The organism is Pseudomonas nitroreducens TX1 (genome assembly GCF_000313755.1).
GTDB classification, from domain to species: Bacteria; Pseudomonadota; Gammaproteobacteria; order Pseudomonadales; family Pseudomonadaceae; genus Pseudomonas; species Pseudomonas nitroreducens_A.
This window is the reverse complement of record NZ_AMZB01000071.1, coordinates 1-20710: the sequence shown is the minus strand read 5'-3', so window position 1 is coordinate 20710 and position 20710 is coordinate 1. Positions and strand designations below refer to the sequence as shown.

The following is a 20710-nucleotide window of genomic DNA, read 5'->3' as shown; positions in this document are numbered from 1 at the left end:
GCCTACGGCAAATGCCTCACGGCGGAGCACAAACATGGGAGGGAGTGCAGCGATACCCATCGATTCCGGTGTACCGACAGCAGGGGTATTGGCAAGCTCGCTCCTGATGTCCCGCTACTTTCGGATAGACCCGCCGCGACCCAAGTAGCATGGGGCGCGCCCCGGTCGCTTCGTAGAATGCCCCTGTCGATATCCTGACTGGGCATACGCCATGCACGAAACACAAGGAGTCGTTCGCGGCATGTCCAGCGCCCGCGACGTCGAGGCGGTCGCCCAGGACCTGGCGCGCCAGCTGATCCATCCCAACCTCGGCTTCGTGCTGTTCTTCTGCTCCGCCGAGTACGACCTGCCCGCGCTGGCTGCCGCCCTCGAGCAGTATTTTGGCGGTATCGACCTGGCCGGCTGTACCACCGCGGGGGAGATCACGCCGCAGGGCTACGGCCGCGGCTGCGTCACTGCCGTGGGCTTCGACTTGCGCAGCTTCGCCGTCTCCTGCGCGCTGGTGGACGAGATGGAGCGCTTCAGCCTGATCGACGCGCAGCAGATGGTCGAGTCGCTGGTGGCGGACTGCCGCAGCGCGGGGCTGGCGCCGATCAAGGATCACAGTTTTGCCCTGACCCTGCTCGACGGCCTCTCCAGCCGCGAGGAGGTGGTGCTCGCCGCGCTCAGCGCCGCGCTCGGCGCCATTCCGCATTTCGGCGGCTCGGCCGGCGACGACAACCACCTGACCCACACCCACGTCTACTACCAGGGCCAGTTCCACACCGGCGCGGCGGTGGTGGTGCTGTTCAACACCTGGCTGGATTTCGAGGTCTTCACCACCCACCACGTGCTGCCCAGTGAAGAGAAACTGGTGGTCACTCGCGCCGACAGCGACAGCCGCCGCGTGCTGGAGCTCAACGCCGAGCCGGCCGCGCTGGAATTCGCCCGGCTGGTCGGGGTGCCGCTGGAGCAGCTGGACTTCTCGCTGTTCCCGGCACATCCGCTGGCGGTGCGGGTGCGCGACCAGTACTACGTGCGCTCGATCCAGCAGATCAACGACGACCTCAGCCTGACTTTCTATTGCGCAGTGGAGAACGGCATCGTCCTCACCGCCATGAGCACCGGCCCGCTGCTGCCGGGGCTGCAGGCGCAGTTCCAGCGTTTGCACGAACGCCTCGGCCCGCCGCTGCTGACCATCGGCTGCGACTGCTTCCTGCGCCGCCTGGAGCTGGAGGTGGCCGGCGATACCGAGCCTACCGCCGAGTTTCTCCGAAGCCAGCAGGTGATCGGCTTCAACACCTACGGGGAGCAATTCAATGGCATGCATATCAACCAGACCTTCACCGGTGTCGCCATTGGCCGTCCTCGGGGCAATGCCGGACGCTGAGCTGCGCGCCCGCATCGAGGAACTGGAGCGCGACAACCACAAGCTGCAGCGGATCAACGCGGCGCTGATCGAACGCGTCGAATCGGCCACCTCGCGCGGCGACAACGCCTATGGCGCCTTCCAGCACTCGGTGGTGCTGGCCGAACAGGTGCGCGAGCGCACCGATGCGCTGAGCGAGGCGATGGTCGAGCTGAAATCCAGCAACCAGCTGCTCAGCGATGCCCGCCTGCGCGCGGAAACCGCACACCAGCACCTGCTCGACGCCATCGAGAGCATCTCCGATGCCTTCGTGCTGTTCGACCCGCAACAGCGCATCGTCCTGTACAACGAGCGGTTCCGTGCCTTCTGGGCGCAGACCCGCGCCCGCGTCGGTGCGGGAACGCGGCTGAGCGAAGTGCGTCGATTGGCGCAGAGCAGCGGGCTGATCGTCGAGGAACAGCGCAGCAGCGACGACGAGCACACCCTTTACCGCCTGCGCAACGAGCGCTGGGTGCGCGTTACCGAGCGGCCGACCCGCGACGGCGGGCTGGTGGTGCTGTACAGCGACATCACCGAGATCAAGCAGAGCGAAATGGTCCGCCGCGAGCAGGCAGTGGCGCAGAAGTCGCACCTGCTGCAGCGCGCCGTGGACAACCTGTCCCAGGGCGTGGCGATGGTCGGTGCCGATGGCGCGCTGGAGCTGTGGAACCGGCGCTTCCTGGAGCTTTGCGGGCTGGCGCCGATCGAGGCGCATCGGCCCTTCGCCGAGGTCATGGCCGACAGCGAACTGCCGTTGCTGACCCCGCGCAGCCGCCCGCGCAAGGGCGAGGCGGAGGGCGTGATCGAGCAACGGCTGTTCGACGGGCGCATGCTGGAAATCCGCACCCACGCGCTCCCCACCGGCGGCTTCGTCAACACCTTCACCGACATCACCGAGCGCTACCGGCATGCCGAGGCGCTACGCGAAAGCGAGCGCTGGATCCGCCTGATCACCGACCAGGTGCCGGCGCTGATCGCCTACCTGACTGCCGACCTCGACTACGACTTCACCAACAAGGTCTACGAGGAATGGTACCGCTGGCCCAGCGGCTCGATGCTCGGGCGCAACCTGCGCGAGGTGCACAGCGCCGAGCACTGCCAGCGCCTGGAGCCGTACTTCGAGCGCGCCCTGTCGGGCGAGAGCGTCACCTTCGAGATTGCCGAGACCAACCTCGCCGGGCAGGAGCGCTACATGCAGCGCTCCTACGTGCCCAATCGCCAGGCCGACGGCACCGTGACTGGCCTGTTCGTGCTGATCCGCGACATCACCGAGCGCCGCCGCACCGCAGAAGCCTTGCACCAGGCCTACCAGAACCTCGAACAGCGGGTGCGTGAGCGCACCGCCGAACTGACCAGCCTGAACGACCAGCTCAAGCGCGAGATCGACGAGCGCAGCCAGGTCGAGGCGCGCCTGCGTGAGGCCAAGCGCGAAGCCGAGCAGGCCAACCTGTCGAAGACCAAGTTCCTCGCCGCCGTCAGCCACGACCTGCTGCAGCCGCTGAACGCCGCGCGCCTGTTTACCAGCGCGCTGCAGGAGCGCAGTGACGAGGCGCTGGTGCGCAACATCAGCCAGTCGCTGGAGGACGTGGAGACGCTGCTGGGCACCCTGGTGGACATCTCCAAGCTGGACGCCGGGGTGATCAAGCCGGACATCGCCTCGTTCGACGTCAGCGAACTGCTCAGCAACCTCGCCGCAGAATACCGCCAGGTGGCCGCCAGCGAAGGCCTGGCGTTGGACTTCGTGCCGTGCGGCGCGCAGGTGCGCAGCGATATCCAGCTGCTGGCGCGGATCCTGCGCAACCTGCTGACCAACGCCATTCGCTACACACCTTCGGGCCGGGTGCTGCTGGGTTGCCGGCGCCGTCGGCAAAGCTTGTGGATCGAGGTCTGGGATACCGGTGTGGGCATCGCCGCCGACAAGCTGGGCGAGATATTCCAGGAGTTCAAGCGCGGCGATGTGCAACGTTTCCATCAGGATCGCGGGTTGGGGCTGGGCCTGGCCATCGTCGAGAAGATCGCGCGCATGCTCGGTCATCGCATCCAGGTGGAGTCGGTGCCGGGCAAGGGCTCGCGCTTCGCCATCGAAGTTCCGCTGGCGCGCCGCGTGGCCCGCGTGGCTGCGGAGCCGGAGCGCACCGCCCACGACCTGGTGGAACGCCTGCGGGGCTCCCGCGTGTGGGTGCTGGATAACGACGCCTCGATTTGCGCCGGCATGCGCACGCTGCTGGAAACCTGGGGCTGCCAGGTGGTGACGGCGCTGTCCGAAGAAGACCTGGCGCGCCAGGTGGACAACTTCCACGCCGAGTCGGACCTGCTGATAGTCGACTACCACCTCGACGACGGGCTGAACGGGGTCGATGCGGTGGCCTCGATCAACGCCCGCCGCGGCACGCCGCTACCGGCGCTGATGATCACTGCGAACTACAGCAATGAGCTGAAGCAGCAGGTGCGCGAACTGGGCCACACGCTGATGCACAAACCGGTGCGGCCGATGAAGCTGAAGACGGCGCTGTGCCACCTGATCGATAGCACACACTAGCGAGCGCTATCGGAGGTTGGCACCTCGTTCGGCCAGACCGCTGAAAAGGCCCGCGCGCAGCGGGCTTTTTCACACCGGTGAAGCTCACTCCGGCAATGGCGCCTGGCGTGCCACCTGGCGCAGCGCCTGCTCGTAATAGTCGGTGCTCTGCGCGCCGGAGATCAGCTGGCGGCCGTTGAGGATCACCGCCGGCACCGCGCGGATGCCATGGCTGGTGTAGAAGTCCTCCTCGGCCACCACTTCGTCGGCGTAGGCGTCGCTGTCGAGGATTTCCCGCGCGCGCACGGCGTCCAGGCCGACGCTGATGGCCACTTCCAGCAGCACTTCCGGGTCGCTCGGGTCGCGTCCTTCGCCGAAGTAGGCGTGCAGCAGCGCCTGTTTGAGGGCGATGTCGCGGTGCGACTCACCCGCCCAGTGCAGCAGGCGATGGGCATCGAAGGTGTTGTAAATGCGGCTGCGCTTCTTGAGGTCGAAGTGCACGCCGACTTCCTCGCCCATGGCGCGCAGGTGCTCCTGGTTGCGGGCGATGTCCTCGGCGCTGCTGCCGTACTTGCGCTGCAGGTGTTCCACCAGGTCTTCCCCTTCGGCGGGCATGTCGGCATTGAGCTCGAAGGGCTTGATGTGCAGGTCCACGGTCAGTTCGCCGTCGACCCGGCGCATGGCTTCCAGCAGGCCGTTGAGGCCGATGGCGCACCAGGGGCAGACTACGTCGGAGACGAAATCGATGGTGATGGCGTCGCTCATGGGGCGAACTCCGGCAAATGGGCGAGCAACAAGCATGGACCCGGAAGGGGTGTTCAATCCAGTCACGAGACGGCCGGGAGTGCTTCGACAGGCTTGCCGGTCGCCGGCGCTTCAGGGCTGAAGCGCTGGCGGCGGGGCTGGGATAGGGGCGACGTCCGTGTCGCGAAGAGGGTCAGAAGTCCACAGTCATCGATAGCTTCAGGGTGCGTGGATCGCCCTGGGTCAGGTAGCCGCCGATGGTGGAGGCCCAGTACGACTTGTTGGCGACGTTCTCCAGGTTGGCGCGCAGGGTCACGTCGCGCTCGTCCACCTTGAAGGCGTAGCGGGCGCCGAGGTCGACGCGGGTCCAGGCCGGGATGCTCAGGTCGTTGGCGGCGTCCAGGTACTGGCCGCCGGTGCGCAGCACGCGGCCGTTGAGGGCGGCGCCCTGGAGGCCGGGGACGTCCCAGTCGGCGCCCAGGTTGTACTGGAAGGTCGGCACGCCCACGGCGCGGTTGCCGTCGGTCTTGCCGCCGGCGGTGTTCTTCAGCTCGGTGTCGATCCAGGTGCCGCCGGCCAGCAGGCGCAGGCCGTCGACGGGCTCGCCGAAGAGGTTCAGCTCGATGCCACGGTTTTCCTGCTCGCCATCGACGCTGAAGATCTTCGAATCCGGGTCGGTGGTGCTGAACGGCTGCTCGATGCGGTAGAAGGCCAGGTTGCCGCCGTAGCTGCCGAAGTCCAGCTTGGCGCCCACTTCCACCTGCTTGGAACGGTTCGGCGCGAAGACTTCGCCGAAGTTCGATGCACTGCTGGGCGCGGTCGGGCCGGCGGCCAGGCCTTCGATACGGTTGGCGTAGAGCGACAGGTACTCGGTGGGCTTCACCACCAGGCCGTAGACCGGCGTGGTGATCGACTCGTCGTAGCTGGCGGTGCGCTTGCCGGCGTAGTTCCAGCCGTCGGTGCCGATGCTCTGCCGGCGCACGCCGACGGTCAGCAGCACGCGGTCATCGAAGAATCCCAGGGTGTCGGCCGCGGCCAGGCTCCTGTTCAGCGTCTTGCCGACGATGCCCGGGTCGCTGTAGTCGCCGCCGCTCAGGGTTGGCGCGGGTTTGGGCGTCTGCACCGGGTTGTAGATGTCGGTGGGGTAGCGCTTGCTGATCATGGTGTAGGCGCTGCGCTGTTCGGCCCAGATGCCGGCGACGCTGAGGTTCATCTGGTGGCTGACCGGCCCGATGGCGAGGTGGCCGTTCAGGCCGGCCATGGCGCTCTTGTTGTCCTCGTCATGGGTGGCGTCCATCATGCCGCCGCCCGCGGCGCCGTTGTTGTCGCTGAGGGTCAGGGCCGAGTAGGCGCCGTTCTCGCGGGTGTGCTTGGCGCCGCCGGAGAGGTAGGCGGTCCAGTTTTCGTTGAGGTCGTATTCGGCGCGGAACATGCCGAAGGTGTCTTCGAGCTGCGAATAGCTCCAGGACTGCGCGTAGTTGTCGTCGGCGTCCGGCGCGTGGGGGATGCTGGTGACGCCGGTGCCGACATAGACCACCGGGCGGCCCTGGTTGATGCGCTGCTTCTGGTAGCCGAAGTCGGTCATCAGGCGCAGTCGCTCGCCACGGTAGTCGAGATTGACGGTGGCCAGCTTGTAGCGCTGGTTCTCGTCCTCGACGCCGGTCTCGCCCTCGCGCTGGGCGAGGTTGATCCGCGCGCCGAAGCGGTTGTCTTCGCCGAAGCGCTGGCCCAAGTCCAGGTGCTCGCCGATCTGGTTGTCGCTACCGTAGCCCAGGGTCAGGCTGCGGGTGGGAGTGTCCTCGGCGCGCTTGGTCTGCAGGTTGACCGCGCCGCCGATGCCGCTGCCGCTGGGCGTCACGCCGTTGATGAAGGCGTTGGGCCCCTTGAACAGCTCGACGCGCTCCAGCGACTCGGTGCCGATGATCTGCCGCGGGGTAACGCCATACAGGCCGTTGAGCGAAACGTCGTCGGTGCTCAGCGGCAGGCCGCGGATGACGAAGATCTGCGAGAAGTTGCCGTAGCCGTTGCCCTGGCGTACCGAGGCGTCGTTGAGCAGCACGTCGCCAACGGTCTGCGCCTGGGTGTCCTGGATGGTCCTGGCGGTGTAGCTGGCGAAGCTGAAGGGCACATCCTGGATGTCCTGGTTGCCCAGCATGCCCAACTGCGCGCCTCGGGCGACCTGGCCGCCGGCATAGGCGGGCGGCAGTTCGCCGCGTAGCTGCGCGGCGCCGCTGACGGTGGTGGCGTCCATTTCCAGGGCACCGCTGTCATCCGGCGCCGCCTCGACGCCGTAGCCGCTGTTCTTGCGCACCAGGCGGTAGCCGCTGCCATGCAGCAGGTGTTCCAGACCCTCCTCGGGCGCGAAGCTGCCCTTGAGTCCCGCGCTCTGCTGCCGATTCAGCGCCTGCGCCTCGAAGGCCAGCGGCACGCCGGCCTGGGCGGCGAAACGCGCCAGCACCTCGCCCAGCGGGCCGGGGGCAATGTCGTACTGGCGCTGCTGGCTGGCGGCTTCGGCGGCCTGGGTGGGCAGCACCGCACCGCCGGTCAGTGCCAGGCCGACGGCCAGGGCGAGGGAGTGCGGGCGAAGGCGGGAGCGGAGGAGCATGGCGTGTTCCTGTCGGCGAATGGAGGGGTTCTGCCTCTTCACCGGGCGAGATCGAAAAAGGTGTCAGGGGTGAGTGAAAAATTTTTCGGGGTGGTGTTTTTCGTAGGAGCGAGGGGCGCGCCTAGCTCTTGCTCGCGAACCGCGCAACGACAGTGCTGCCGGCGAATGGGTTCGCGAGCAAGCTCGCTTCTACAAGGCAATGGATATTTCGGATCGGGGCATGCCCCCTCCCTAACCCTGGCTGCGCGCCCCGCTCCGAAGGGAGAGGGGGAAGGTTGGCACTGAGCCTGGATGAGATATTCCGGCGTTCACGCCGGCTCCACCGTCACCCAGTACCGCGTCATCCGCCGCAGCTTCACCGGCAGCATGTCGGCCAACAGGGCGAGGCCAGCGTCGCTGTCGCCCAGCGGGATCGCCCCGGTCACGCGCAGGTTTGCCAGGCGCGGGTCGCAGCGCAGGAAGCCGCTGCGGTAGCGGCCCAGTTCGCCCAGCAGATCGTCCAGGCGCATACCCTGGGCCAGCAGCATGCCGTTCTCCCAGGCGCTGGCGTTGGCGTCCGCCGTCTGCAGCGGCTGGAAGCCCTGTGCGCCGAACACCAGCTGCTGGCCGGCGCCGACCGTCTGGCTCGCATAGCCAGGCAGTTCGACGCTCACTTCCTTGTCGAGTACCGCGACACGGCACGCATCGCCCAGGTCACGCAGGCTGAAGCGCGCGGCCGGGGTACGCAGCAGGCCGTGGCGGCTGTCGACGAGGAAGGGACGCGGGTCGGGCAGGGCGTCGACGAGGATTTCGCCTTCGAGCAGGCTCAGGCGCCGCTCGCGGGCGTTGAAGGCCAGGTTCACCGCGCTGTCGGTATTCAGGGTGAGCTGGCTGCCATCGGGCAGGCGCAGGTGCTTGCGCTCACCCACGGCGGTACGCAGGTCGGCGTTCCACTCAGTCCAGGGCATCTGCCGCGCTGCCAGCCAGGCGGCCGGTGCCACGGCCAGCAGCACGCCCAGGCGGTTGAGCATCTGCCGGCGGCTCAGGCCTGTGCGTTGCAGACTTTGCCGGCCGAGCCCAGGCGGCAGCTGGCGCAGGCCCAGCAGGGCTTCGGCGCGGCGCCAGGCTTCGGCATGCTGGGCGCTGCGTGCGCGCCATTGTTCGATGGCCTGCAGGTCGGCATTGCTGGCCGGGTGCTCATTCAGGCGCACCAGCCAGTCGGCGGCTTCGCCGAGGATGCCGGGGTCCAGCGGTTGTTCGCGCATCAGGCCACGCCCAGGCAGGCGACGAAACCGGCGCGCATGTAGCGCTTCACGCTGGCCAGGGAAACGCCCAGGCGCTCGGCGATCACCGGGTAGGTCAGGCCATCCAGTTGCGACAGCAGGAAGGCTTCGCGGGTCAGCCCTGGCAACTCGCTCAGGGCGGCGTCGATGCGTTCCAGCGCTTCGAGGATCAGCTCGCGGGTCTCCGGGCCGGGCGCCAGCTCCTCGGGCAGCGCGGCGATGCTTTCCAGGTAGGCGCGCTCGATCTCCTGGCGCCGCCAGCGGTCCACCAGCAGGCCCTTGGCGATGTGGGTGAGGAGGGCGCGCGGGCGCTCGCCGAGATCGTCCAGCGGCCGCCGCAGCAGGCGCAGGAAGGTGTCATGGGCCAGGTCGGCGGCATCCCAGGCGTTGCCCAGCCTGCCGCGCAGCCACTGCTGGAGCCAGCCGTTGTGCTCGTTGTAGAGAGTGTGCAGATGCTGCGGAGACGGGATTTCGACGAGGGCCACAGTGCGTGCGTCAGATTGTCATTTGAGAATGCCTATCATTTTAGAGTTTTCCTGTCTCCCAACGCAATGCTGTAGCGACGCAGCCGGTCGGACTGCGACATCCGCGACCGCGCGACACTGGAATTGCCACGAAGACGCGCTACCTTGAGCCTGTTGCGCTCAGAAATTTCTGACGCTTCACTTCCTTTCGCCGTCCCGCGCAGGCAACGGACCCGCAGCAGCAGGCCCGGCAGTCATCCAGCAGATACGGAGCACACCATGGCTCGCACCACGCCCATCGAGCTTTACCGCAACATTGGCATCGTCGCCCACGTCGACGCCGGCAAGACCACCACCACGGAGCGCATCCTTTTCTACACCGGTGTGAACCACAAGATGGGCGAGGTGCACGACGGCGCGGCGACCATGGACTGGATGGTGCAGGAACAGGAGCGCGGCATCACCATCACCTCGGCGGCTACCACGGCGTTCTGGCAGGGCTCGTCCAAGCAGTATCCCAACAAGTACCGCTTCAACATCATCGACACCCCCGGCCACGTCGATTTCACCATCGAGGTTGAGCGCTCCCTGCGCGTGCTCGACGGCGCGGTGGTGGTGTTCAGCGGCGCCGACGGCGTCGAGCCGCAGTCCGAGACGGTGTGGCGCCAGGCCAACAAGTACCACGTGCCGCGCCTGGCCTATGTCAACAAGATGGATCGCCAGGGCGCCGACTTCCTCCGCGTGGTGGCGCAGATCAAGCAGCGCCTGGGCCATACCCCGGTGCCGATCCAGCTGGCCATCGGCTCGGAAGAAACCTTCTCCGGGCAGATCGACCTGGTGAAGATGAAGGCCATCGTCTGGAACGACGCCGACCAGGGCACCAGCTACACCGAGGAACCCATTCCGGCCGAGTTGCAGGCGCTGGCGGACGAGTGGCGCGCGCACATGGTCGAGGCCGCCGCCGAGGCCAACGATGAGCTGATGAACAAATACCTCGAAGGCCAGGAGCTGACCGTCGAGGAAATCAAGGCTGGCCTGCGCCAGCGCACCCTGGCCAACGAGATCGTCCCGGCGGTGCTGGGGTCCTCGTTCAAGAACAAGGGCGTGCCGCTGGTGCTCGACGCGGTGATCGACTACCTGCCGGCGCCCACGGAAATCCCGGCGATCAACGGCACCGACCCGGACGACGAAGAGAAGCACCTGGAGCGCCATGCCGACGACAGCGAGCCGTTCTCCGCGCTGGCCTTCAAGATCGCCACCGACCCCTTCGTCGGCACCCTGACCTTCGCCCGCGTGTATTCCGGCGTGCTGAGCAGCGGCGACGCGGTGCTCAACTCGGTGAAGATCAAGAAGGAGCGCGTGGGCCGGATGGTGCAGATGCACGCCAACCAGCGCGAGGAGATCAAGGAAGTGCGCGCCGGCGACATCGCCGCGCTGATCGGCATGAAGGACGTCACCACCGGCGACACCCTGTGCTCCATCGACAAGCCGATCATCCTCGAACGCATGGACTTCCCCGACCCGGTGATCTCCGTGGCCGTGGAGCCCAAGACCAAGGCCGACCAGGAGAAGATGGGCATCGCCCTCTCCAAGTTGGCCCAGGAAGACCCCTCGTTCCGCGTCAAGACCGACGAGGAAACCGGGCAGACCATCATCTCCGGCATGGGTGAGTTGCACCTGGACATCATCGTTGACCGCATGCGCCGCGAGTTCAACGTCGAGGCCAACATCGGCAAGCCGCAGGTGGCCTACCGCGAGGCGATCCGCAAGAAGTGCGAGATCGAGGGCAAGTTTGTCCGCCAGTCCGGCGGCCGTGGCCAGTTCGGTCACTGCTGGATTCGCTTCGAGCCGGGCGACGAGGGCAAGGATGGGCTGGAGTTCATCAACGAAGTGGTCGGCGGCGTGATCCCGCGCGAATTCATCCCGGCGATCCAGAAGGGCATCGAGGAACAGATGCAGAACGGCGTGCTCGCCGGCTACCCGCTGATCGGGCTGAAGGCCTCGGTGTTCGACGGCTCCTACCACGACGTCGACTCCAGCGAGATGGCGTTCAAGATCGCCGCCTCCATGGCCACCAAGCAGCTTTCGCAGAAGGGCGGCGCGGTGCTGCTGGAGCCGGTGATGAAGGTCGAGGTGGTGACGCCCGAGGACTACATGGGCGACGTGATGGGCGACCTCAACCGCCGGCGCGGGCTGATCCAGGGCATGGAAGACACGCCGGCCGGCAAGGTCATCCGCGCCGAGGTGCCGCTGGGCGAGATGTTCGGCTACGCCACCGACGTGCGCTCGATGTCCCAGGGGCGGGCGAGCTACTCGATGGAGTTCACCAAGTACGCCGAGGCGCCGGCGAACATTGCCGAGGCGATCATCAAGAAGGCCCACGGCTGAGGCTCCTTCCTGAACCGACAACGGCGCCCTCGGGCGCCGTTGCTTTTGCTTTTTGTAGGAGCGAGCTTGCTCGCGAACCGCTCAGCGTCGTAGGGCGCATAACGCGCCAGCGTTATCCGCCGCGGGCCTGTTCTTGCGCGATGCTCCGTGTTGGCGCGGGCATCGCCCGCTCCTGCGTAGTTTGGACTTCTCAGCGGGGGCATGCCCTCTCCCCAGCCCTCTCCCTGAAGGGAGGAGGGAGCTGTTCGTGCAGGCTGATACCAATGTTTCTTCCTGCTCCGAACGGTCCCCTCTCCCTTAAGGGAGAGGGTTAGGGAGAGGGAGACGCACGGGCACGAACTTGCAGCCCGACACGCCATCCATTGATGGGTATCGCTGCGCTCCACCCATCCCACGAAGAGCGTTGTGCCTCGCTTACGACGGGTCCGCCAACGGCAACTCGAAACAGAACATCGCCCCGCACGGCTCGACGTTCTGGGCCCAGATATCCCCGCGATGCCGCGAGACGATGCTCTGGCACAGCGCCAGGCCAATGCCGTTGCCGCTCACTTTCGAAGTGAAGAAGCCATCGAACAGCCGTTCCTTGGCCCCAGCATCGATACCGCGCCCCTGATCCAGCACGCAGAGCCGCGCGCTATCGCCGTCGCGAGACGTGCGGATGCGCAGCAGGCGGCGCTCCTCGGGGAGGTTGAGCATTTCCTCGATGGCGTTGAACGCGAGGTTAAGAATTACCTGGCCGACCAGCACCTTCTCGCAGCTCACCCACAGCGGTTCGTCGCAGCGCTCCAGCTCCACGCGCACGTTGCTTGGCTGGGCCTTGAGGCTGATGAAGTAGAGCGTCTCGCCGAGCAGTTCGTTGAGGTCGATGCGCTGCTCGGCCTGCTCCAGTTTCACCACGTATTCGCGCACGCTCTTGATGATCAGCGAGGCGTGCTCGATCTGCCGCACCGCATTGTCCAGGCCCCAGGCGGCGGAGGCTTCGGCCTTCTGTTCGCGGTCCAGGCGGATCAGTGCGCCCTCGATGAAGTTGCGCGTGGCCGCCAGCGGCTGGCTGAGTTCGTGGGCAATCGCCAGGGCCATCTCACCCATGGCGTTGTAGCGCGCCAGGTACTCCAGCTTCTGGTCGCTCTGGCGCTGCGCCTGGGCGGCGCGGACCTGTTCGGTGACGTCGCGGAACAGCAGCAGGTGGCCGACCAGGTCGTCCTCGATCTCGATGTAGCGGCAGGTCGCGTGGTGCCAGCGCCATTCGCCGTCCAGGCGTTGCAACTGATAACTGACGGAGTACGGCTCACGGCTGGGCGGTTGCATCGCCAGGTGGTGTTCCAGGCGCGGGCGCGTGGTGCTGTCGCAGCGGCCGAGGAAGTTGTGCGCCATCCAGTCGTCCTGAGTGCCGCCCAGCAGGGGCAGGGCGGATTCGCTGAGGAAACGCAGGTTACCGTCCGCATCCAGTACCGCCACGCCTTCGGCGAGGTCCTGCATGAAGGCCTTCAGGCGGCTCTCGAAACGCTGCAGGTCGCGCTCGACCTGCTTCTCCTTCGAGATATCGCGGAACTGCACCATCAGCACGTCGCGCTCCTGCAGGTGCACGCGGGTGGCAACGGCTTCGGAGAGTATTTCCACGCCCTGCTTGGAGCGGTAGCACCACTCGATGGTGCGCTGGCCGGTGCGCGCGGCGCCTTCCAGCCAGCGCAGGCCGACCGAGCGGCGGTACTGCGGGGCCTTGGCGGTCATGTCCGGTGCCTTGAGCGGCACCAGCTCTTCGAGGGTGAAGCCGAGCACGGCCAGCGCCGCGTTGTTCGCCCAGAGGATTTCCTTGGTCTGCACGTCATGGAGGATCACGCACAGCGGCATGGCCTGGAGCAGGGCGAGGAAATCGTCGGGCTTGGGCTGGAACATCATGCGGGACTCTTTGGGCAGTGCTGTCTTTATACCGCGCAGCGTAACGCGAAGGGACTGCGGATTAACTCGCCGCCGACTAGGGGATTCCTTTAGGCATGGGGCTGCACGCCCCAATAGTTGGGCGGGCAGGGCGGTTCATACACTGGCCCCAACGACGACCAGCCCGCATCGAACAGGTCGATAAGAACAAACGGAGATAATGCCATGCTGCGTGCCGCCCTCGCCGAACCGCTCGATGCGGACGGCCGTGCCCTCGAATTCCAGCGCGTGCTCGATGAAGTCCGCCAGCGCCGCGACGAGTTCGATAGCCGCTCCCACGTTCCCCGCGACATGATTGAACGCTTCCGCGACGTCGGCATCTACCGCGCCGCGACCCCGCGCTGCTTTGGTGGCGATGCGCTGCCGCCGGCGCAGTTCCTGCGCCTGGTCGAACGCATCGCCGAAGCCGACGGCTCCGCCGGCTGGGTGGCCAGCTTCGGCAGCGCCAGTACCTACCTCACCGCGCTGCCGCGTCACACCCTGGCTGAACTCTATGCGGACGGCCCGGACCTGGTGTTCGCCGGCGGCCTGTTCCCGATCCAGCCGGCTACCCAGGTGGAAGGCGGCTGGCGCGTCAGCGGCACCTGGAAATTCGCGAGCGGCTGCAAGGGCGCCGATGTGCTCGGTGTGGGTATCGGCATCGGCGGTCCGGGCGGCAAGCCGCGTACCGCGCTGCTGCGCGCCAGGGACGTGGAGATCGTCGAGAACTGGAACGTGGTTGGCCTCAAGGGCACCGGTAGCCATGACCTGAAACTGGACAACGTCTTCGTCGCGGGCGACTGGACCTTCATTCGCGGAGGCGAATCGAACATCGACGAGCCGCTGTACCGCTACCCGACCATCGCCTACGCCGCCCAGGTGCTCGCCGTGGTCAACCTCGGCCTGGCCCGCGCGGCGCTGGACGAGATCACCCGCATGGCATCTTCCAGCGGCGTGACCGGTGCACCGAAGCTGGGTGACCGGGCCTACGTACGCATCGAGATCGGCAAGGCGGAAGCCGAATTGCAGGCCGCGCGCGGCTTCTTCTATGACGCCACCGAGACCGTCTGGGCATCCATCCTCGCCGGCAACGCCGTGACGCCCGAGCAGGTCAGCCAGCTGCGCCTGGCCGCCGTGCATGTATCCCGTGCCGGCGCCGACGTTGTGCGCCGCGCCTACAGCCTGGCCGGCACCACGGCGATCTACCTCAACCACCCGCTGCAGCGTTACCTGCGCGACGCCATGGTGGTAACCCAGCACGCCTTCCTGAGCGATGGCATGTACGACGGCGCCGGCGCGGTGCTGCTCGATGTGCCGCCGTTCCCCGGATACATCTGATTCGAACCCATAAGAACAAGGATCACGACATGACCCGTCCCACCACCGAACCCTTGCGCGTACTGTTCTGCATCGGCATCGCCCAGCCGTTCTTCGACCTGCCCACCGGTGAAGGCATCACCGTGTGGAAAGGCTTCTCGCAGATGATGAGCGACCTCGGCGCGCTGCCGGGCATGAACGTGCTCGGCGTGCTGGATGACGACCGCCTGATGGTCGGCCCGTCCACCACCTCTCCGTGGACCGTCTACATCATGGCCGATGTCGATTGCCACCAGACCGTGATCGACGCCTGCAACCTGTTCCGCACCACCCCGGTGGGCGAGTACAGCCTGTGGAAGTACGCCAAGGTCGAAGCGCGCATCGGCCGCCCGCTGACCATCCCCGAAGCCGCGCGGACCTGAGCCATGAGCAGCCTGAGCATGGCCGAGCTGAACCGCCGCCTGGAGACCCTCGAAGGGGAAAGCCAGGTGCGCCGCCTGATGGCCCGCTACATGGACCTCTGCGACGTGCCGCATGCGCCGGTGGCGATGAGCGAGCTGGCCGAGCTGTTCAGCGAGGATGCCGTGTGGGAGGGCATCGGCACCTCCACCGCGCAGACCTTTGGTCACCACCAGGGCCGCGAAGCCATCGCCGCGTTCGTCTTCAGCTATCTGCCGCCGTCGCCACACTTCACGCTGAACCTGCACTTCCTCACCAGCGAGTCGATCCGCGTCGACGGCCGCACCGCGCGCGGGCAGTGGATCATGCAGCAGCTCTCGACCTACGCCGAGGGCCACACCGAGCTGTTCGGCACACGCCTGGATATCGATTTCCGCGAGATCGACGGGCGCTGGCAGATCAGCCACTTCCGTACCCAGCGCCTGTCGCAACGCCTGCTGGGCCAGGTCGAGGAGGGCCGCCCATGAGCACCTTCGTCAGCGAATTCAGTCTCGGTAGTGGCGACAAGCGCGTCGCGGTCAAGGACAGCATCGACATCGCCGGCCATCCGACCCGTTGCGGCACCCGCGCGCTGGCCGATGCCGCACCCGCCGAGCGCAACGCCTTCGTGGTCGATGCCGTGCTGAACGCCGGCTGGCAGATCGTCGGCAAGACCAACCTTCACGAACTGGCCTTCGGCGTCACCGGCATCAACGACTGGACCGGCACGCCGATCAACCCGATGGCGCCAGACCGCGTACCGGGCGGCTCGTCCAGCGGTTCGGCATCCGCCGTGGCGGCGGGCCTGGCGGACATTGCGCTGGGTACCGACACCGGTGGTTCGGTGCGCGTGCCGGCGGCTTGCTGTGGTATCGCCGGGCTGAAGCCGACCTTCGGCCGCGTCAGCCGCGACGGCGTGCACCCGGCGCAGAGCAGCCTGGATTGCGTCGGCCCGTTCGCCGCCAACATGGCCGACCTGATCGCCGCCATGCAGGTCATCTGCCCCGGTTTCGGCAAGGTGCAGCTGCCGGGCGAGGGCGCCCGCGTGGCCTTCCTCGAAGTGCCGTCCGCACCGCACATCCAGGCTTGCCTGGGGGCCGCCGCCGACCGTGCCGGCTGGCGCCGCAGCCACCTGTTCCTCGGCGAGTTCGAGGCGGCCTTCCAGGCCGGGCTGGTGGTGATCAATCACGAAAACTGGGCCGCCTACGCGGCGCTGACCGGCAAGGGCCTGATCGGCGCCGACGTCGAACAGCGCCTGCTGCTGGCCAGCCGCACCACCGACGCCGAGCGCGCCGAGGCGGAGAAGGTGCGCGAGCACTTCACCCGTGCCATCGACGCCGCGCTGGAGGATTTCGACGTCCTGCTGCTGCCGACCATGCCTGACCTGCCGCCGCTGCTCAGCGATGCGCGCAACGGCAAGTCGGTGGCCGGCATGACGCCCCTGGTGCGGCCTTTCAACCTCAGCGGACACCCGGCGCTGACCGTGCCGGTGGACCTGGATTGCGGCGGGCTGAAAGTCGGCCTGCAGATCGTCGGCCGCAAGGGCGACGACGAACGCGTCTGCGCCTTCGGTGCGCAACTCGAACACAGCCTGGCTGCCACGCGGCCTGCGCCAAAACACAAGAAATCGGCATGAGGAGAGGGGCATGAGCGCTCACGAATACCGGCTGATCGCCCGGTCGCGCAGCGTCGAAGAGCTGGTCGGCGACGACCGCGTCGATGTTTCGCTGTACAACGACCCGCAGCTGTTCGAAGCGGAGATGGACAAGATCTTCTACCGCACCTGGGTGTGGGTCGCCCACGAAAGCGAAGTACGCAACGCCGGCGACTTCAAGACCACCAGCGTCGGTCGCCGCCCGGTCATCGTGGTGCGCGACAAGAAGGGCAACATCAACGTCCTGGAAAACCGTTGCCGCCACCGTGGCGCCACCGTCTGCGAGAAGCACAAGGGCAATGCCACCGGCTTCACCTGCCCGTACCACAGCTGGTCCTACGCGCTGGACGGCAAGCTGCGCGCGCTGCCGTACCCGGATGGCTACGAGGACATCCTCGACAAGTCCGAGCTGCCGCTGACCAGCCTGCGTGTGGAGAGCTACGCCGGCATGGTGTTCGCCACCTACAACGACGACATCGAGCCGCTGGAAGACTTCCTCGGCGGGGCGAAGCACTGGATGGACCTGTTCATGAAGCAGGGCGCCGGCTACCCGATCAAGACCCAGGGCGAACACAAGTTCACCTTCAAGGGCAACTGGAAGATCCAGCTGGAGAACACCACCGACGGCTATCACTTCCCCATCGTGCACAAGTCGTTCATGTCGTCGGTGGATGAAGAAACCGAAGAGATGCTCTCGTTCATGAGCGACGAGCAGGCGGTTACCCACGCTCTGGGCAACGGCCACAGCGTGATGGTGATGGTCCCCGAGCACGTCGACCTCGACCACGACGACGGCACCGAGCAGCTGCAGGAGCGCTTCGCCCACGTCACCGAGGAACTGTCGAAGACCATGCCGCCGGAACAGGTGCGCCGCATCGTCCGTTCGCTGCATGGCGCCGGCTTCAACCTCAACCTGTTCCCCAACGTGGCCATGTCCATGTCGTTCTTCCGCGTGCTGCGGCCGATCTCCGTCACCGAGACCGAGATTCGCCACGTCGCGTTGGGCATGGACGGCGGCCCGGAAATCGCCAACCGCGAGCGCATGCGCATCCACGAGCACTTCCAGGGCCCGTTCGGCTTCGGCAGCCCGGATGACGCCGAGGCCTGGGACCGCGTTCAGCGTGGCTCCTATGCCGGCGTCGACGCGCCGATCCTGGTCAACCGTGGCCTGAACCGCGAAGTGGTCGCCGAGAACGGCGACAAGGTCTCCCACGCCACCGACGAAGGCGGCATGCGCGAGGCGTACCAGATGTGGAAAAGGATGATGAGCCAATGAGCAACGACACCCTGAACGGTTTCTCCGGCCCGCTGGCCAAGGCCATCGAATTCGTCTGGCGCGAAGCCGAACTGCTGGACCGCAAGGACTACGCGCAGTGGTCGCAGCTGTGGAGCGAAGACGGCGTCTACGTGGTGCCGATCGACGGTGAGGACGATGACTTCGCCTCGCGCCTGAACTACGTCTTCGACGACGCACGCATGCGTGCGCTGCGCATCGAACGCCTCACCGGCGGCCATTCGCCGTCGGCGGTGGATGCGGCGAAGACCGTGCGCACGGTTTCGCGCTTTTCCCTGGTGGAAGCGGCGGGCGATCTGGTCGAGGTGAACTCGGCGCAGGTGCTCTACGCCTACAAGCGCGGTGTGGCGACGCCTTTTATTGCCGACCTGAACCACCGCATCTGCTTTGTCGACGGCCAGCCGCGACTGCAGCGCAAGGTGATCCGCCTGATCAACGCCGAAGACGCGCTCAACGCGCTCGGCTTCCTGCTCTGAGGGCCGCGCCATGCAACGAGTTGCCCTGGTAACTGGCGCCGCGCGCGGGCTGGGCGAAGTCATCGCGCGCCGCCTGCACGCCGCCGGCCTGCGCGTGGCGCTGGCCGACCTCAACGAGGAGGCGGTGCAGCGCCTGGCCGATGAGCTGGATCCGAAAGGCCAGACGGCCATCGGCTTGAAGCTGGATGCACGGGAGAAGGGCGACTTCGAACGTGCCCGCGACGTGCTCGCCGAGCGTTGGGGCGGCGCCGACATCCTGGTGAACAACGCCGGGATGTCGAAGGTGGCCGCGCTGATGGACATCAGCCCGGAGGACTTCGATGCCTCCATGGCGGTTAACCTGCGCGGCACCTTCGTCGCCTGCCAGGTGTTCGGCACTCACTTCGCGGCGCGTGGCTTCGGCCGCATCGTCAACATCGCCTCGCTGGCCGGGCAGAACGGCGGTACCGCCACCGGCGGCCACTATGCGGCGGCCAAGGGCGGCGTGGCGACCCTGACCAAGGTATTCGCCCGCGAACTCTCGGGGCAGGGCGTGACGGTCAACGCCATCTCGCCGGGGCCGCTGGACTTGCCGGTGGTCTACGAGAGTGTGGCGCCCGAGCGCCTGGAGCAGATCCTCAAGACCATCCCCGCCGGCCGCCTGGGCGATCCGACCTTCATCGCCGACAGCGTGCTGCTGCTCTGTGCGGAGAACGCCGGGTCGGTCACCGGTGCCTGCTGGGATATCAATGGTGGGTTATTCATGCGCTGAGGCTTTTGACGCGGGAGAGGGGCGTTTTCAAGAGCCCCTCTCCCTAACCCTCTCCCGCAAGCGGGAGAGGGGACTGATCGGCAGAGTCGGAGACGCCGTGCCACCCGGAAACGCCGAACTGCTCCCTCTACCTGAGGGGCGGGGGACCGTACGGCGCCGGCTGAAACCTCGGCATCAGCCGGCACGAACTACTCCCTCTCCTTTCAGAGAGAGGGGACCGTAGGCGCAGGATGAAACCAAAGCATCAGCCAGCACGAACTACTCCCTCTCCCTTCAGGGAGAGGGCGGGGGAGAGGGCAAAGCCGCCCGCTCCGATATTTCAGGAGTGAGCCCCCGGCTCGCTCCGACATCAAACCGAAAACCCGTCCGCTCGTAACAAAGAGGCCGGGGAAAGGGGCCACAGAGCCCGCACCCAATGCCTTGCAGGTAACGCCATGATGAAGGTCAGAATCGAAAGAATCGTCGAGGAAGCGCAGGACATCCGTTCCCTGCGCCTCGTACGTTGTGATGGCCAGCCGTTCGACGCCTACGAACCGGGCGCCCACGTCGACGTCACCGGCCCCACCGGGGTGACGCGCCAGTATTCGCTGTGCAGTCCGCCGGACGACCGCGCGGCCTACCTGGTGGCGATTAAGAAGGAAGGCGCCTCCCGCGGCGGCTCCGTCGCCTTGCACGAAGTGCGCGAAGGCATGGAGCTGGACATCGGCGCGCCGCGCAACCTGTTCCGATTGGCAGCGCAAGCCCGCGAGCACGTGCTGTTCGCCGCCGGTATCGGCGTCACGCCGCTGCTGAGCATGGCCTACCGCCTGAATGCCAAGGGCGAGCCGTATCGCCTGCATTACTTCGCCCGTTCCGCCGAGCACGCGGCCTTCGTCGAGCTGCTGGCCGGAGAGGCCTTCGCCGGCAAGGTGGAGCTGCATTACGGCGTCGAACCCGCCGACCTCGACCGTGTGCTGGGCGAATGCCTGGAGCGCGCGTCACAACATGCGCACGTCTACACCTGCGGGCCGGCGCCGTTCATGAACAAGGTGGTGGAGATCGCCGCACGCAGCCGTCCGGATGATGCCATCCACCTGGAGCACTTTCAGGCCGACCCGGCCGCCAGCGCGGCGCCGGCCGGCTCCTTCGAAGTGGAGCTGGCCAGTTCCGGCGTGGTGCTTCACGTACCGGCTGACTCGACGCTGGTGGACGTACTGCAGGCCCACGGCTGCGACATCGACACCGAGTGCCGCGAAGGCATCTGCGGCACCTGCATCGTCGAAGTGCTGGAGGGCGAGCCGGAGCACCGCGACAACTGCCTGTCGAACAAGGAGAAGGCCGCCAACAAGCAGATCTGCGCCTGCGTCTCGCGCGCGAAGTCGACGCGGTTGGTGCTGGACCTTTAGGCGGCGCGCATCCTGCGTGGCACATCCGCCGTACTGGCGGATAACGCCCTACGGGGTGGTAACCGCAGCATGACGGCGGCGCAGAACCTGTAGGAGCGAGCTTGCTCGCG

The 20710-nt window shown here is 66.8% G+C and carries 16 protein-coding genes; 11 read left to right on the top strand and 5 right to left on the bottom strand.

Annotated features, from left to right (window positions below):
* Positions 1-211 precede the first annotated feature (211 nt).
* Positions 212-1369 (top strand): nitric oxide-sensing protein NosP, encoded by a 1158-nt coding sequence (gene nosP / locus C167_RS0103045; protein WP_026078765.1) that lies wholly within the window; start codon positions 212-214, stop codon positions 1367-1369.
* Positions 1299-3926 carry a hybrid sensor histidine kinase/response regulator NahK/ErcS' gene (gene nahK, locus C167_RS0103040; protein ID WP_026078764.1) on the top strand — a complete coding sequence of 876 codons (2628 nt, stop codon included), beginning with the start codon at positions 1299-1301 and terminating at the stop codon, positions 3924-3926. The genes nosP and nahK overlap by 71 nt, the downstream gene beginning before the upstream one ends.
* 84 nt (positions 3927-4010) lie before the next feature.
* Here the strand turns inward: nahK and C167_RS0103035 are convergent, their stop codons facing one another.
* The 4 genes from C167_RS0103035 to C167_RS0103020 form a co-directional block, all read right to left on the bottom strand.
* On the bottom strand, positions 4011-4670 hold the full coding sequence (locus C167_RS0103035) for a DsbA family oxidoreductase (RefSeq protein WP_017516783.1): 660 nt from the start codon (positions 4668-4670) through the stop codon (positions 4011-4013).
* A 172-nt stretch (positions 4671-4842) separates the two neighbouring features.
* Positions 4843-7254: a TonB-dependent receptor gene (locus tag C167_RS0103030; RefSeq protein ID WP_017516782.1), complete on the bottom strand. Its 2412-nt coding sequence runs from the start codon at positions 7252-7254 to the stop codon at positions 4843-4845.
* Between the two features lie 308 nt (positions 7255-7562).
* On the bottom strand, positions 7563-8498 hold the full coding sequence (locus C167_RS0103025; protein WP_017516781.1) for a FecR domain-containing protein: 936 nt from the start codon (positions 8496-8498) through the stop codon (positions 7563-7565).
* Positions 8498-9001 carry a sigma-70 family RNA polymerase sigma factor gene (locus tag C167_RS0103020; protein WP_017516780.1) on the bottom strand — a complete coding sequence of 168 codons (504 nt, stop codon included), beginning with the start codon at positions 8999-9001 and terminating at the stop codon, positions 8498-8500. The genes C167_RS0103025 and C167_RS0103020 overlap by 1 nt, the downstream gene beginning before the upstream one ends.
* 258 nt (positions 9002-9259) lie before the next feature.
* Between C167_RS0103020 and fusA the strand changes: the two genes are divergently transcribed.
* Complete coding sequence (fusA, locus tag C167_RS0103015; protein WP_017516779.1) at positions 9260-11368, top strand: elongation factor G; 2109 nt, start codon at positions 9260-9262, stop codon at positions 11366-11368.
* 414 nt (positions 11369-11782) lie between these two features.
* Here fusA and C167_RS0103010 read toward each other — a convergent pair whose 3' ends face one another.
* Complete coding sequence (locus C167_RS0103010; protein WP_026078763.1) at positions 11783-13264, bottom strand: ATP-binding protein; 1482 nt, start codon at positions 13262-13264, stop codon at positions 11783-11785.
* 207 nt (positions 13265-13471) lie between these two features.
* Between C167_RS0103010 and C167_RS0103005 the strand changes: the two genes are divergently transcribed.
* From C167_RS0103005 to C167_RS0102970, 8 genes are all read left to right on the top strand, one after another.
* Positions 13472-14623: an acyl-CoA dehydrogenase family protein gene (locus C167_RS0103005; protein WP_017516777.1), complete on the top strand. Its 1152-nt coding sequence runs from the start codon at positions 13472-13474 to the stop codon at positions 14621-14623.
* Positions 14624-14652: 29 nt separating this feature from the next.
* Entirely contained in the window at positions 14653-15024 is a 372-nt protein-coding gene (locus C167_RS0103000) for a hypothetical protein (RefSeq protein WP_017516776.1), read from the top strand.
* Between the two features lie 3 nt (positions 15025-15027).
* Positions 15028-15528 (top strand): nuclear transport factor 2 family protein, encoded by a 501-nt coding sequence (locus tag C167_RS0102995; protein WP_017516775.1) that lies wholly within the window; start codon positions 15028-15030, stop codon positions 15526-15528.
* A complete protein-coding gene (locus C167_RS0102990) occupies positions 15525-16676 on the top strand; it encodes an amidase (protein ID WP_017516774.1) in 1152 nt (383 codons plus the stop codon). The genes C167_RS0102995 and C167_RS0102990 overlap by 4 nt, the downstream gene beginning before the upstream one ends.
* 10 nt (positions 16677-16686) lie before the next feature.
* Positions 16687-17970 carry an aromatic ring-hydroxylating oxygenase subunit alpha gene (locus C167_RS0102985; RefSeq protein ID WP_017516773.1) on the top strand — a complete coding sequence of 428 codons (1284 nt, stop codon included), beginning with the start codon at positions 16687-16689 and terminating at the stop codon, positions 17968-17970.
* Entirely contained in the window at positions 17967-18464 is a 498-nt protein-coding gene (locus C167_RS0102980) for an aromatic-ring-hydroxylating dioxygenase subunit beta (RefSeq protein WP_017516772.1), read from the top strand. The genes C167_RS0102985 and C167_RS0102980 overlap by 4 nt, the downstream gene beginning before the upstream one ends.
* 10 nt (positions 18465-18474) lie before the next feature.
* The gene (locus tag C167_RS0102975) at positions 18475-19215 is read left to right on the top strand and encodes an SDR family NAD(P)-dependent oxidoreductase (protein ID WP_017516771.1); all 741 of its coding nucleotides are present in this window, start codon (positions 18475-18477) and stop codon (positions 19213-19215) included.
* A gap of 434 nt (positions 19216-19649) precedes the next feature.
* Complete coding sequence (locus tag C167_RS0102970) at positions 19650-20600, top strand: PDR/VanB family oxidoreductase (protein WP_017516770.1); 951 nt, start codon at positions 19650-19652, stop codon at positions 20598-20600.
* Positions 20601-20710: the final 110 nt, after the last annotated feature.